General features: G+C 63.8%; 14 protein-coding genes. 8 read left to right on the top strand and 6 right to left on the bottom strand.

Features of this window, described 5'->3' with window-relative positions; all coding sequences use genetic code 11:
- A partial coding sequence (locus tag K313_RS0111320; RefSeq protein WP_029211714.1) for a transposase occupies window positions 1-295 on the bottom strand: 295 nt, incomplete at its 3' end.
- A gap of 115 nt (window positions 296-410) precedes the next feature.
- Between K313_RS0111320 and K313_RS23055 the strand changes: the two genes are divergently transcribed.
- A complete protein-coding gene (locus K313_RS23055; protein ID WP_476692349.1) occupies window positions 411-947 on the top strand; it encodes a hypothetical protein in 537 nt (178 codons plus the stop codon).
- 12 nt (window positions 948-959) lie between these two features.
- Here the strand turns inward: K313_RS23055 and K313_RS0111310 are convergent, their stop codons facing one another.
- On the bottom strand, window positions 960-2,222 hold the full coding sequence (locus K313_RS0111310; RefSeq protein WP_029211712.1) for an ISL3 family transposase: 1,263 nt from the start codon (window positions 2,220-2,222) through the stop codon (window positions 960-962).
- A gap of 583 nt (window positions 2,223-2,805) precedes the next feature.
- On the opposite strand from K313_RS0111310, the gene K313_RS23535 reads away from it, so the two are divergent.
- The 4 genes from K313_RS23535 (at window position 2,806) to K313_RS20915 (ending at window position 6,648) form a co-directional block, all read left to right on the top strand.
- Window positions 2,806-3,585: a hypothetical protein gene (locus K313_RS23535; protein WP_156911345.1), complete on the top strand. Its 780-nt coding sequence runs from the start codon at window positions 2,806-2,808 to the stop codon at window positions 3,583-3,585.
- Window positions 3,582-3,806, top strand: a complete 225-nt coding sequence (locus K313_RS24885) for an ABC-three component system middle component 6 (RefSeq protein ID WP_029211711.1) — start codon at window positions 3,582-3,584, stop codon at window positions 3,804-3,806. The genes K313_RS23535 and K313_RS24885 overlap by 4 nt, the downstream gene beginning before the upstream one ends.
- The gene (locus K313_RS23050) at window positions 3,778-5,562 is read left to right on the top strand and encodes a DUF2326 domain-containing protein (RefSeq protein ID WP_084412748.1); all 1,785 of its coding nucleotides are present in this window, start codon (window positions 3,778-3,780) and stop codon (window positions 5,560-5,562) included. The genes K313_RS24885 and K313_RS23050 overlap by 29 nt, the downstream gene beginning before the upstream one ends.
- 585 nt (window positions 5,563-6,147) lie before the next feature.
- Window positions 6,148-6,648: a hypothetical protein gene (locus K313_RS20915; protein WP_156911341.1), complete on the top strand. Its 501-nt coding sequence runs from the start codon at window positions 6,148-6,150 to the stop codon at window positions 6,646-6,648.
- Between the two features lie 47 nt (window positions 6,649-6,695).
- Here K313_RS20915 and K313_RS24880 read toward each other — a convergent pair whose 3' ends face one another.
- Both K313_RS24880 and K313_RS0111280 read right to left on the bottom strand, forming a co-directional pair.
- Complete coding sequence (locus tag K313_RS24880; RefSeq protein ID WP_084412746.1) at window positions 6,696-7,145, bottom strand: HIT family protein; 450 nt, start codon at window positions 7,143-7,145, stop codon at window positions 6,696-6,698.
- Window positions 7,142-7,648, bottom strand: coding sequence for a TIR domain-containing protein (locus K313_RS0111280; RefSeq protein ID WP_029211707.1), 507 nt, complete (start codon window positions 7,646-7,648; stop codon window positions 7,142-7,144). Before K313_RS0111280 ends, K313_RS24880 begins: the two co-directional genes overlap by 4 nt.
- Window positions 7,649-8,121: 473 nt before the next feature.
- Here K313_RS0111280 and K313_RS0111275 point away from each other — a divergent pair, with 473 nt between their 5' ends.
- Window positions 8,122-8,514, top strand: coding sequence for a hypothetical protein (locus K313_RS0111275; protein ID WP_029211706.1), 393 nt, complete (start codon window positions 8,122-8,124; stop codon window positions 8,512-8,514).
- A gap of 11 nt (window positions 8,515-8,525) precedes the next feature.
- Here the strand turns inward: K313_RS0111275 and K313_RS23040 are convergent, their stop codons facing one another.
- Together K313_RS23040 and K313_RS0111270 are read right to left on the bottom strand one after the other, a co-directional pair.
- The gene (locus tag K313_RS23040; RefSeq protein ID WP_240483975.1) at window positions 8,526-8,888 is read right to left on the bottom strand and encodes a helix-turn-helix domain-containing protein; all 363 of its coding nucleotides are present in this window, start codon (window positions 8,886-8,888) and stop codon (window positions 8,526-8,528) included.
- A 222-nt stretch (window positions 8,889-9,110) separates the two neighbouring features.
- Window positions 9,111-10,367, bottom strand: a complete 1,257-nt coding sequence (locus tag K313_RS0111270) for an Nramp family divalent metal transporter (protein ID WP_084412744.1) — start codon at window positions 10,365-10,367, stop codon at window positions 9,111-9,113.
- 283 nt (window positions 10,368-10,650) lie between these two features.
- Between K313_RS0111270 and K313_RS0111265 the strand changes: the two genes are divergently transcribed.
- Together K313_RS0111265 and K313_RS0111260 are read left to right on the top strand one after the other, a co-directional pair.
- Entirely contained in the window at window positions 10,651-11,592 is a 942-nt protein-coding gene (locus K313_RS0111265; protein WP_029211704.1) for a dihydrodipicolinate synthase family protein, read from the top strand.
- Between the two features lie 200 nt (window positions 11,593-11,792).
- Window positions 11,793-12,785, top strand: coding sequence for a LacI family DNA-binding transcriptional regulator (locus K313_RS0111260; protein WP_029211703.1), 993 nt, complete (start codon window positions 11,793-11,795; stop codon window positions 12,783-12,785).
- The last annotated feature ends 58 nt before the right edge of the window (window positions 12,786-12,843 follow it).

Below are 12,843 nucleotides of genomic sequence, written 5' to 3'. Positions count from 1 at the left end.
AAGCCGACGCGCTCTTGAGGATCGCGTTGGCCCGGCGCAGCTCCCGGTTCTCCTTCTCCAGCTCAGCGATCCGGGCCACCGGGTCGTCGGTGACGACCACCGCCTGAGGCGAGCGGGACCCGGCGACCCCGCTGCGGAACCAGTTCCGCAGCGTCGCCCCCGGAATCCCCAGCTGGTCACCCACCTGCGTGCAGGCACGCTTGTGCGCCAACCCAGGACTCTCCTTCAACGTCTCCTCGACCATGCGCACGGCGCGCTCACGCAGCTCATCGCTGTACTTCCTCGGTGCGGGCATAACTCCAGCCTCCCTGAAGAGGTCAGAACCCTCCACCAAACCCGGGGCGGTTCAACACGACCGCTGGGCCACCCTCATCCGCGACTCGGGTCTTAGCGAGGAACAGGCCAACACGGTGATCGAGTCCGATGCGTTCGGAGCGCTGACCGCCGAACTCCGCCGCGCAGAGGCCAACCATCACGACCTCGACCGCTTGTTCCCGCGGCTGGTGGCCGCGCGCGGGTTCGATGATGCCGACGACATCGCTTCCGTCCTGCACCACCGTGTCGCCCGTGCCACCGCACGGCCAGCAGGTTCTGGCCGCGTCCGCAAGGCACCGCGACTGGTCGCTGGCCTGATACCGGCTGCGGATGGCCCGATGGCCGGTGACATGCGGCGAGCATTAGACGAACTGCGGAAACTGATCGAGGATCGCGCCGACGCGGTACTCGACACTGCACGGGCGGAGAACGCCGCTTGGGCGAAGCCGCTGGGTGCGCCTCCCCGAAACCGACGTCAGGCCGCTGTCTGGCGGCGGCACGCCTGTACTGTCGCCGCCTACCGAGACCGGTATGGCATCACTGACCAATCCCCTCTGGGTGCTGCTCCGACTTCGGTAGCACAGAGGATCGACACGGAGAGGGCGAGTACCGCATTAAAACGGCTCTCCTGACTGATCCGTGGGTCATTTCCGGCCCGGGAGGACGGGTCGGTGGCCGCCGAGGTTGAGCATGGCCAGCGCGATGAGGGCGTCGGGTGACTTGAAGCCGAACGCCATCCGGGTGATGAGCCGGATCTTGGTGTTGACCGACTCGATTCGACCATTCGATAGGCCGTGCTCGATCGCGGCGAGGATCGAGCCGCGGTGTTGGACGATGCGGCGCTGCAGTTCGACGAAGGCGCCGATGCGGCATCGGCGGGCCCAGCCGATCCAGACCTCGAGTGCTTCGACGGCTTCATCGTGGGGCAGCTGGAAGACCAGCCTGAGGCCTTCCTTGAGCAGGTAGGCGCGGTGCAGCCTGGGGTTGGTCTTGGCGACCCAGGCCAGCTTGGCCTGCTGCCGGGTGGTGAGGTTCTGGGGGTTCTTCCACAACGCGTACCGGGCATGCTTGAGCGCCTTGGCGTGCCCGCTGGCGCGGCCGGCTCGACGCCGGGTGACCGCTCCGCGGGCTTCGTTCCAGGCCTGCCGACGGACCTCGTCGAGAGCCTCGGTGGCCCACTTCACGACGTGGAACGGGTCGGCGCAGCGCACCGCGTTGGGGCACCGCTCGGCGACCACGTTACTGATCCAGTCCGCACCGTCCGCGCTGACGTGGGTGATCTGAGCGCAGCGTTTGACACCGAGAGCGTCGAAGAACTTGGCCAAGGTGGCCTTGTCCCGCCCGGGCATGGCCCACACCAGCCGACCAGAGTCGTGGTCGACCACCACGGTGAGGTAGCGGTGGCCGCGCTTGTAGGAGATCTCGTCGATCCCGATCCGGCGCAGCCCGGCGAACTGGTCGTGCAGGGCCTCGACGTCGGCCCAGACCCGGGTGATGATCGCGCCCACGGTGCGCCAGGCGATCCGCATCAACTCGGTCACCGCGCTCTTCGAACACTGCGTGGCCAGCCAGGCGACCTGCTCGTCGAAGGCGTAGCTGTGCCCGGCCGCGTGGCGGGCCCACGGCACCGCCGCCACCGTCGGCCCATGCTCAGCGCAGTTCACTCGTGGCGCGTCGGCCTCCAGCACCGCCTGGATCGTGCCCAGGTCCAGTGCCCGCCACCGCCGCCGGCCCTCCCCGGCGTCGTAGCCAGGCGAGCGTCGCCCGCACCGGCCGCACCGACCACGAGCACGTTTCCGTGGCCGAACATGAGCGACCAAAAGCTCCCCGTCCTCGTCGAACTCGACGTCCTCGACGACCGTCTTCTCGACCCCCAGCAGGGCGCGCCATAAGGTGGCGTTCTGCACGCCGTTCTCCGCTCTTCGGTTCCTGTTCCTCAACAGCTCAGAAACCTAGACAGGGAACGGCGTGCTCAACTCTCAGACGCGCTCAACCACCCACGGAAGCGTCAGAAGAGCCATTAAAACGAGCACGAACCATGAACCAATCTCGTGAACCAGACGCGACTCAACTACCAACCGCCGGGCGGGAGGGCGTCGGTTTGAAGTTGTGACGTCCATCCGAGTCTGCCGGGCCAATGCAGGGCCAGGACGCTCTCCGCCAGAACACTCGGCAGTGAGTGGGGCACGCTGGCCATGCCTTACCTCACCGCCTCCATCCCCGACCGAGCTTACGGAGGATGGGCCCCGGCCAACTCCATCGCTACTGCCATCGCACCCCGGTCCGGCGACTGTCTGCGAGCGAGAGCCATCGCGGGAGGGGCACTTGAGACGCCACACAACCTACATGGAGACAGCCACGCCGGCCGTTGGCGCGCTAGGTGGAGCGCATGGGTGAGATGATGGGTTCGGCGAACCCGGATAGGGCTTGCTGTTCCGTATGGCAGCACCGAGCGAGGCCGGAGGCCTACAGGCGAGATGAGGAGGCTCGATGGCGAGAAACTACTCAGTGCTCACGCTGAAACAACTCTTCCTGACCTCCGGTCACTACTGCGCGTTCCCTGACTGCGCCTCTGCCATCGTCGAGTTCACGGAGACCGGGCCTGTCGTTCTTGGCGAGATCGCTCATATAGAAGGGTCCTCAGACGAAGGGCCGCGATCAAACCCAGCTCTTTCTGCCGCGGAACGAGACGGCTACGCAAACCTACTCGTTCTTTGCGCTCATCATCACAATATGGTCGATAAGATCGACTCCGCCTACCCGGTTGAGACACTCAAAGACTGGAAGCGCGCTGCTGAAAAGGCGACAACCGACAAGTTGTCAGTCGGCGCCACCTTGGTGTCGTTTGCTGAATTGCAGATGGTCTGTAACGCTTTTGCTGATGGCGACGTGAGCTTGCCCTCAACGCCGATGGTTGCCGTTGCACCCCAAGCGAAGATGGATGCCAACGCTTTGACAGACGCGATACGCCCAACAATGAGTATTGGGCTCGCGCAGGCACCCCAGGCAGCCGACTATATCCGTCGTCAAGCTCAACTCTCGTCTAGATTCCCGGAGAGGCTCCGCGCCGGCTTCGTAGAGGAGTACAATCGGCTCACTGCAAATGGTGTGATGGGCGACGCGCTCTTCGTCTCCCTCATCGAATTTGGCTCCAACAGCGCGACAACCCCACAAACTGATGGGGCGAGAGTCTTTGTCATCCACGCGGCTGCTGTGGCGGTTCTCTGCCATTTGTTCGAAGTTTGCGACGTGTTCGAGGCGCCCGCATGATACTGCCGACAAAGTACGTCCCCGCTAGCGACAGTGTTCTTGGGAGGGCGGCAGACCTCCTCCCGTTGCGATACAGCAACTCCACGGTGAGCGAACTTTGGTATTCGTACAGAGGTGCGAATCTCGAAGTCTCCTTCGACAGCTTCACTGAGGCATTGACTCTACTCTTTCTGATCGGCGTCGTCAGCATAGATGCCGGCGTTCTCAAGTGGCAGGTGTGAAGTGAGGCTAGAGTCGCTGACGGCTAACTTCCCGGAATTCAGAGAAATTGAGTTTCGTGATGGGCTGAACATAGTCGTTGCCGACCGAGCCAAAGAAGCGACGAAGACGGATTCCAGAAATGGACTCGGAAAGACGACCGTTCTCGCCCTGATTGATTTCTGCCTCGGCGCCAACATGAGTGACCGTTTAGATCAGATGAAGGGCAACGGCTGGTACTTCACGCTCTCTCTCACGACTAGATCGGGGGCAACTCTCCGAGCATCCCGCAGTCCAGATGTCTCAGGCGAAGTGCACATCGAGGGAGACGTGGTGTCAGCCGGGATCGTTGAGCGGGACGAAGTCTCCGAGGCGGGCCGAGCTGACATCGGATCGCGGCGGTGGACCCGCTGGCTCCAAAATGAGTGTTTCGTGCGTCCCGGCATGCCTGCCGACCCCCCAACATTCCGCAGCCTTATACGTCATCTTGCACGCTACCGTTCGGATTCCCTGATTGATCCGTTCCGCACATTAGCGAATCAGCGTGCAGAAGCTGTTCAGGCGGAGAACGCCTATCTGCTCAACCTTGATTGGCGTCTCGCGAAGGAATGGGCGGTACTGAAAGATCGTAAGGCGCGTGTCGCCTTGGCGGACGATCCAGACAACTCTATAGATGCGCGGATCGCGGCACTTGAACCTCAACTCATCCGACTTCAGCGGCGCACGGAAAAGCTCACGCAGGACATCCGTACGTTCTCTGTCCTCCCGGAATACCGGAACATCGAGGCTCGTGTGCAGGAAGCAACATCTGCGATCAAGACCTTGGGAAACGACAACTTTGCCGATCGTCAGCAGCTCGCACTCTACGAGTCGCAAGCGCAAGATGAGTTTGTGTCGAGTAACCTCAGCGTCGAGAGACTCTTTTCGGAAGCTGGAATCGTTCTCGGTGACGCAGTAGTGCGCAGCTTGGATGAGGCAGCCGAGTTTCAACGACAGGTGGTAGCGAACCGCGCATCCTATCTTGCGGATGAGACGAGGCGTATTCGGGAGCGGATCGCGCAGCGTGAGGAAGAGCAGTCTCGGCTGGCTTCCCAACAGGAGCAGGATCTCCAGCTGTTGCGCACCGGCGGTGCGCTCGATGACTTCGCGGCACTTCAGAAGCGGTTAGCGGAGTCTCAAGTCGAGGTTTCGCAAGTCGAGGAGCAAATTCAGACCTTGCGTGAACTCAGCGATCGAAAGTCGAAGCTCAAGTCTGAAGAGCTCGACCTTGTTTCGCGCACGAAACTTGACCTGCAGGAACGTTTTGACCTCAGGTCAGGCGTCATTGCCCGATTTGGTGAAATCATGGAGGCGCTGTACGGCGAGCCAGCCGACCTGCGAGTCTTGCCGGGAAAGAGCGGGATTCAGTTCAAAGTGGTGCTGCCAAAGACAGGCTCGGGTGGAGTCCACTTGATGGCAATCTTCGCGTACGACATTGCTCTGAGCGAAGACCTCGCGAGCCAACAGAGAGGTCCGGGGTTCTTGCTTCATGACAGTTCAATTTTCGCGGACGTAGACGAGCGCCAAACTGCAAGAGCCATTGAGATCGCGGCGGAATCGGCGGTTTCCTATAATTATCAGCATCTCATCACCATCAACAGTGACCACGTGCCCTGGGATGAGTTCTCAGATCGGTCCGTCTTTGACGATGCGGTCGTTCTTCGACTGCATGATGGAGATCCCTCAGGCAGCATTCTTGGGCAACGACTTAGCTTCACCATCGACTCAGAGGATAGGTGAACTACCCGTGGCTAGCTACTACACGATGCAAGAACTACAAGCGAATTCAGGTGGCTTGACGGCATCGGCCGCACGAGAACGGTTGAGGATGTCGACTAAATCTGCGACGGGATCGTTTGACATTTTTCTAAGTCACAGCTTCCGTGATGCGCAGGCGATCTTGGGACTGCGGAAACTACTCACTGACCAAGGACTGCGCGTTTACGTTGACTGGATCGACGATCCGGAGTTGGACCGATCTCGCGTATCGAGTTCCACCGCAGCGCGATTAAGGGGCAGAATGCAACAGTCGAAGTCGCTGCTCTACGCTACTTCTCGTGCAGCGAGCGGATCGCGGTGGATGCCATGGGAACTTGGATACTTCGACGGCTACCGTGACGGGACGCTTGTATCGATACTCCCTGTAGAGGGCGGTAGTGGGGGAACCTTCGACGGGCAAGAGTATCTAGGGCTTTACAAAGTAGTAGAAAAGGTTCGTGTCGACGGTCTTCTGCGTCCTTATGTTATTCCTCCCTCACGGCGTCAAGCCGAGTCGTTAACGTCCTTTGCGAACGGTCGAGGCGAATTCCTAGATCTGGTGACACGATGAGTGCCGAGGAAGGCAATAAGAGACATGTGGTGGATCAATCTGACCACCACAAACATATGGACTACGTCCAAGCGGTGATCAACCGGCTCGCGAACAACTCCTTCGTTATGAAGGGATGGGCACTGACGGTGTCCTCGGCGATCCTGGGATTTGCCGCCTCTCGGAGCGACCCGCTCCTGGCGCTTGTCGCGGTGATGCCAGCGCTCGCCTTTTGGGTGCTCGACACCTACTTTCTGCGTCAAGAACGGGCCTTCCGCGCGATGTTCGATGACGTCGCGGAGAAGAAGGTGGCGGGATTCGAGATCAAGCCGGCCCCTTATGCTGCCCGCCAATCCTGGAGGGTTGGCTGGTCCATAAGTCTGGCGCTGTTTTACGGAGCCATCGTCGTTGTAAGTATCCTCGTCTCCATAACGCTCACGCTCACCACGACGGCTGATGCTGACACGGATCAGGCCAACGCACATCCGGAAGTGTACGTCGGTGTTATGTATGTATAAGCGTCGGATGTTGAGATAGCGGGACCCCGTTCACGCTGTCCCCTGAGTTAGTTTTGTGCGCTCTGCGCAATGGCGTCGCGAAGCTTAGCTGCTACTTGATCAAGGTCGTTGGGCGACCAATCGGCATCAGGCGGCCACAGCTGGGGCATACGGTCATCAGGCTGTCTCGGCACGACGTGCACGTGTAAGTGGAATACCGACTGCCCGGCAGCGGCGCCGTTGGACTGGATAATGTTCAGGGAGCGATTTCCGACTGCCGCTATCCCTTTTGCCACCTTCCTAGTGGCGTCAGCGAGTTCCTTTCCTAACCAGGAATCGATTTCCCAGATGTCGCGGACGTGGTGAGTGGGTACGACCAAAGTGTGACCGGCCACGGCGGGCACATCGGGCAAGAAGGCAATTACGTGTTCGCTTCGCCAAACCATGCGGGCATTCGCCTGCCCGCGTGCGATGGCACAGAACGGGCACTCCTTCTCACCTGATCTCGGGGCGGTCATGGTCGCTTATATCCGCCAGCGGCCCAAGTTGCGATGTTTTGCTTGATCGCGGCGTAGATATCGGAGCTCGTTGGTGAGTACTTCCCCGTGTAGTCGGCTGGGTCGTATACCGGCACATAGTCGGCATAGGTCTTTGTGCTATCGGAGAAGCCGAAGGATGCGAAAGGGTCGGCTCCTGGTCGATCGACATGCTGCTGCGCGTCCTTCAATCCGTGGATTCGGATACCCAGCAGCGGCTTCTTGATTGACCAGGCTCGGGATATCTCGTACTTGACGAACTTCCGGGATGCGGTCTGGTTGCCGATCAATACGATCACGGCCTGCTTGTACTTCATCTCCTCGTCTATCCACGCATGGATGGCATGGTCACCTTGTTTCTTGACCTCTTCCCACTTTTGCGCGGGAAGCTCTGTCTGCTGATCCAGAGCCCCCATTCTCAGAATCTGCTGGACGCGCCAGTGATCACGTTGATAGTGGAAACTGACGAACGACGAACGAGCCATGTTGTCCTCCTCGACCTACTTTGGAGCGTCGCCACCGGCGAGTGGGACGATCAGGCTAAGAACCATGTTACGGCGAGCGACCGACACGCGGCATGGGAACGCGGTGCCGGCGCGGCCATCGTCACGGTGCTCGCTGTGCGAGCCGAACCTAAGTGGCAGCCGCTGTCCACGATGTCGGTCTCGCCGTCGCCCGTTGGAGGATGAACCACAGCGGTGCCCGCAAGTTCATGGAACGCGCTCGTGCCAAGTGGTCCAAGGCGCCCAGCTTCTACCGATAGCCGCGATCCAGCAACCGACGATCGGCCGGTGCTCGGCGCAAGTTGGACAGTCCCTTCCTTCACGTCCAGCCCGGGCGTAGACTTGACCTTGAGGCGGGATTCCCCTCTGTAGCGCGCCGCTCGCGGCAGGCCCCCGGGCCACTCTTCAACGCACTGCCTCACCAGATGCACTGTGCGATGGAGAGGAACAAGACCATGATCCGTCTGATCTGGATCGTCAGCGTCCACACCCGCTACTTCCTGCGGCGCTACATGCCCACCAACATCCTGCTGGATGCGATCCGCAGCCGTCGGCGTGGCTTGAAGTGGGGTATCCCTGCGATGCTGCTCGCAATCCCGTACCTCCTGATCGCGAACCTCTGTGTCCAGCTTGTCGAGGACGGCGCCCCCGGATGGCTTCACCTCGTAGTGCTTTGGGCGATCTGGAACACGTTCAAGATGCTCTGGATCGGGCCGATCAGCGCTGTGCTCCTAATCCGCGCCCGCCTCCGCGAGACCGTTACCGCCCGTCGCGACCGCGCCAGCTTGCCCGCCGAAGCACACGACGCCGAAGGGCGGTCCGCGATGGACGCGATAGGTATCCGCTGAGGTGCGAGAACTCAGGCACCGACCCGGCGACGACCGCCAGCACGGACCGTTCCGCCGCACGCAATCACCGCCGAGCGCACGGCCTCGTTGCTGACTTCGAGTCGCGCCGCGACCTGAGCGAGCGTGAGTCCACCCGCATAGAGCTGAGCGGCGTCCTGTCGGATCGCGTCCGGCAACTCCGGGCGACGCGCTGCCAAGCCCGCCTGGCGAGCTATCTCCCGCACGGTGCCGCGGTGCACGTTGAATCGCGTCGCCAGCTCCCGCACGGGCACCCCATCGGTGTACCCGGCGAGCAGTTCGGCTCGATTGGAGACGCTCAAACGGGTTTGAGACTGACGCGAATTCTCACGCACGGGACCGCGCTCATCGGTCATCCGAGCACCCCGAGCGCGCGGCCGACGTGTCCGAGAGTCCCGTAGAACGCGGGAAATCAGCGATCCGAGCGGCTTCCGGGGGTTTGAGAAGCTGCTACGGAGGTCCACCGACGTCCGCACGACAGATGCCCCGCCTCCTCGAGGCGGGGCATTCGTCATGTCTGGGCGCGGCGCTGTCTGCAGGTATCCGGCGGAACGGGCAGGGCACGACACACGTCGGCGTCAGGCGAAGAAGCCGATGATCAGCTGGATCCAGAACCACGTGACCACGGCGAAGGCGCACGCGCCGAGCGCCAGCTGCCACCAGCGGTTGCGGAGGTCGCCCATGAAGGTGCCTCGCGACGACAGGTAGACGAGCAGGAACGCCAGAACCGGTGCCGTCAGGACCGTGAGGGACTGGGCGAGCACGATGAGCTGGACCGGCGACTTGCCGCCGAAGACGGCGGTGATGACGACGCCCCAGGTGAGGATGATCCCGGAGAAGATGCGAGCAGTCTTCGTGCTCGGCGACGCTCCACGCCCGAGCGCGTCGGAGAGCATGGTGCCGCCGGCGGTCGCGTTGGCGATCATCGCTGAGAGGGCTGCTGCGAAGTAGCCGAGCGAGAAGATCCAGGTGCCGACCGGACCCGCGACCGGTTCGAAGACCTTGGCCAGGCCACCGATGGTCGAGACCATCCCGCCGGCGCCGAGGGGGCCGTCGAACACCTTGGCGGCCACCAGGATGACGAACGCGGTCATGATGCCGGGGGCCGCGATGCCCGGGATGGTGTCGGCGATGGTGACATCGCGATACTGGGCCGGGGTGCGCCGGCGCTCCTGGGTGCCGTATGACGTGAAGAACGCGGCGTTGGCGGACAAGCACGTGCCGATCAGGGCGATGACGACCGTCATGGACCCGTCCGGGATCGTCGGTATGACGCCCTCGGCGGCCCGCCACCAGTCGGGCCTGGCGACGACCACGCTGGCCACGAACGCCAGCGCCATGAGGGCCATCGCGACGACCATGATCTTCTCCATCACGGAGTAGACGTTGCGGAACACGAGCAGCGTCGCGACGAGGATGGTGCAGATGATGGTCCACATCAGCGGGGGCCCGCCGGCCAGCATCGAGAGGGCCAGACCGGACCCCACGGCATTGCCGACGGAGAACATGAGGGTGATGACGAAGATCGCGCCACCCGCCACGTAGCCCACCCACGAACCGAGGTGCTCCTTGACGGCCGTGAGCAGGGAGACCGGGGACTGGATGCCGATGCGCACGCTCATGTCGGCGAGGCACAGCATCAGCACCGTCGAGGCGACCGCCACCCAGGTCAGTGCGTATCCGAAGCCGGAGCCTGCCTGGATCGAGGTGGTCAGGTTGCCGGGGCCGAACCCCCAGCAGCCGACCACGAAGGCCGGTCCGGCCATGGCCAGGAGGCGCCAGCGGGAGCGGCGTCCTGCGGTTGGGTGGGGGGCGTCGGACGCCCTGGCATCCATCGGGCCATCATGCGTCGACTGACGTGCGGACATGTGCAGACCTCCATTGGTCTCCGTTCCGGACGATGCCGGGGGCATCGCTCTGTCTATATGCAATCGTTCCCGGGATCGTTTGAGTTTGAGTCTGCAACTGCGCCCGTGTCAAGAGGGTGGTAGCTGGAGCGCTCCGAGGAGGCTGGAGCGATTGGGTTCGCCCGATCCCTTGACACCGCCCGGCACCGGAGCGCATGGTGGGAACGTTCCCGGGAACGTTTCTTGATCCCACTCGAAGAGGAGTTACGACATGCCGATCGACCTACGAGGACTCGTCCCCGCACCCGTCACCCCGTTCACCCGCGATGGCGACATCGACGTGGACGCCATCCACCGCCTCGGCTCGTGGCTCGGGTCCTTCGACGGGGTCAAGGGCCTCGTCGTCCTCGGCCACGCGGGCGAGGGCACCTTCTGCACGGCCGACGAGCAGGTGCAGGTGATCGAGGAGTTCGTCGCATCGACCGACGGCCGCGTGCCCGTCATCGCCGGCATCACCGCGGAGGGCACCAAGGTCGCCGTCGAGGAGTCCAAGCGCGCGGTGGCCGCCGGGGCCAAGGCCGGCCTGATCTACCCGTCCCACGGCTGGCTGCGCTTCGGCTTCCAGAAGGGCGCGCCGCAGGACCGCTACAAGGCGATCTACCAGGAGGCCGGGCTCGACTGCATCCTGTTCCAGTACCCCGACGCCACCAAGGCCACCTACGACCTCGACACGCAGCTCGAGATCGCCGGTCAGGACGGCGTCTACTGGACCAAGAACGGCGTCCGCAACATGAAGCGCTGGGACACCGAGATCCCCGCGCTGCGCGAGGCGCACCCCGACCTCACGATCCTGTCGTGCCACGACGAGTACCTGCTGCACACCATCATGGACGTCGACGGTCTGCTGGTCGGCTACGGCAACATCGCCCCCGAGCTGCTGCTCGAGCTCATCGCCGCCGGCAAGGCCCAGGACTGGCCGGCCGCGAAGGCGGCTCACGACCAGATGTTCCCCGTGACGCAGAACGTCTACCACCGCGGGTCGCACATGGAGGGCACCGTGTGCCTCAAGGAGGCGCTGGTCCACCGCGGCGTCCTCGAGCACGCCACGGTCCGCTCGCCCCTCCTGCCCCTCGCCGAGGGGGCGCACGAGGAGATCGCTGCCGCCCTCGACAAGGCGGGACTGGGCAAGGCGCAGATCCCCGCGATGGTCTGACCCGGACCATCCTGCCCAGCTTCAGACGGCCCCCGCCCTCGTCGGCGGGGGCCGTCTGCTGCGTCCGCACCTCGCATCTCGCGCCCTCCGCGCCCGTCATGAACTTCCCCATCCGCTGGGTGTCGCCCCCGGCCAGCGCGGCCCACGCGGGCACGATGGGGGAGGCTGGCAGGTGAGCGGTCGAGGACGAGGAGACATCAGTGGTGACACTCAAAGACGTGGCGCGGGCTGCGGGCGTGAGCACGTCGACGGCATCGCGGGTGCTGGACGAGCGGCTTCCCCGGTCGCAGACCGCGGCCGCCGGTCGCGTTCGTCAGGTGGCGACGGAGCTCGGCTACGTGCGCGACCCCCTGGCCTCCGCGCTGCGACGGGCGGGGACCAGCACCATCGGCGTCGTCGTTCCCCGACTCACCGACACGGTCATGGCCCTGCTGTACGAAGAGATCGCTGACGCGGCCACCGCCCGCGGGATGTTCGCGGTGGTGGCGAGCACGCACGACCAGCCGGACCGCGAACGACTCGCGGTCCAGTCGCTCCTCCGCCGCAGGGTGGACGGGATCATCCGGACGACGGCCCGCACCGACTCCCGGCTCGACGAGGCCGAGGGTCGGAGCGTGCGACAGGTGCTCGCCATCCGTGGCGACGGTGTGCTCTCGGCTGCTGTCGGTGACGACGGGCTGGGAGGTCGTCTCGCCACGCGGCACCTCGTGGACCTGGGCCATCGCCGGATCGCCCTGGTGGGCGGACCCGACTACGCGACGAGCGCCGCCGGACGCCGCCAGGGCTACCTCGACGCCCTGACGGACGCGGGGGTGGGCGTTGACGAATCCCTCATGGTGGGAGGTGGGTTCGCGGTCGAGGACGGCGAAGCGGCCGGGCTGACCCTGCTCGCCAGGCCGGACCGCCCGACCGCGATCTTCGCGGTCAACGACCACGTGGCCATCGGTGTCCTGTCGGTGGCCGCCCGACTGGGCCTGAGTGTCCCGCAGGACCTCTCGGTCGTCGGCTACAACGACATCCCGGTGGTGGCCAAGCTCCCCGTCCCGCTCACCACGGTGCGCGTGCCCTTCGCCCAGATCGCGGCGGGGGCGCTCTCGCTCCTGCTGGACAGCGACGACGTGGGCACTCGGACGCTCACCTACGCACCGACCCTGATCCCTCGCGGGTCCACGGCTTCGCCCTCCGCAGGCTGACCAGCCGGGCGCTGGTCTCCAAGAATGCTCGTCGTCGTGGACGCGCGGGCAACCAGGA

The sequence above is a fragment of the Arsenicicoccus bolidensis DSM 15745 genome (assembly GCF_000426385.1).
GTDB classification, from domain to species: domain Bacteria; phylum Actinomycetota; class Actinomycetes; order Actinomycetales; family Dermatophilaceae; genus Arsenicicoccus; species Arsenicicoccus bolidensis.
This window is presented reverse-complemented; position numbering and strand designations above follow the sequence as displayed.

What these genes read in the sequence shown, in the direction of transcription:
- K313_RS23535 (WP_156911345.1), top strand. Translation starts at nt 2,806, where the DNA reads ATGGCGAGAAACTACTCAGTGCTCACGCTGAAACAACTCTTCCTGACC.
- K313_RS24885 (WP_029211711.1), top strand. Translation starts at nt 3,582, where the DNA reads ATGATACTGCCGACAAAGTACGTCCCCGCTAGCGACAGTGTTCTTGGG.
- K313_RS23050 (WP_084412748.1), top strand. Translation starts at nt 3,778, where the DNA reads ATGCCGGCGTTCTCAAGTGGCAGGTGTGAAGTGAGGCTAGAGTCGCTG.
- K313_RS20915 (WP_156911341.1), top strand. Translation starts at nt 6,148, where the DNA reads ATGAGTGCCGAGGAAGGCAATAAGAGACATGTGGTGGATCAATCTGAC.
- K313_RS24880 (WP_084412746.1), bottom strand. Translation starts at nt 7,145, where the DNA reads ATGACCGCCCCGAGATCAGGTGAGAAGGAGTGCCCGTTCTGTGCCATC.
- K313_RS0111280 (WP_029211707.1), bottom strand. Translation starts at nt 7,648, where the DNA reads ATGGCTCGTTCGTCGTTCGTCAGTTTCCACTATCAACGTGATCACTGG.
- K313_RS0111275 (WP_029211706.1), top strand. Translation starts at nt 8,122, where the DNA reads ATGATCCGTCTGATCTGGATCGTCAGCGTCCACACCCGCTACTTCCTG.
- K313_RS23040 (WP_240483975.1), bottom strand. Translation starts at nt 8,888, where the DNA reads ATGACCGATGAGCGCGGTCCCGTGCGTGAGAATTCGCGTCAGTCTCAA.
- K313_RS0111270 (WP_084412744.1), bottom strand. Translation starts at nt 10,367, where the DNA reads ATGGATGCCAGGGCGTCCGACGCCCCCCACCCAACCGCAGGACGCCGC.
- K313_RS0111265 (WP_029211704.1), top strand. Translation starts at nt 10,651, where the DNA reads ATGCCGATCGACCTACGAGGACTCGTCCCCGCACCCGTCACCCCGTTC.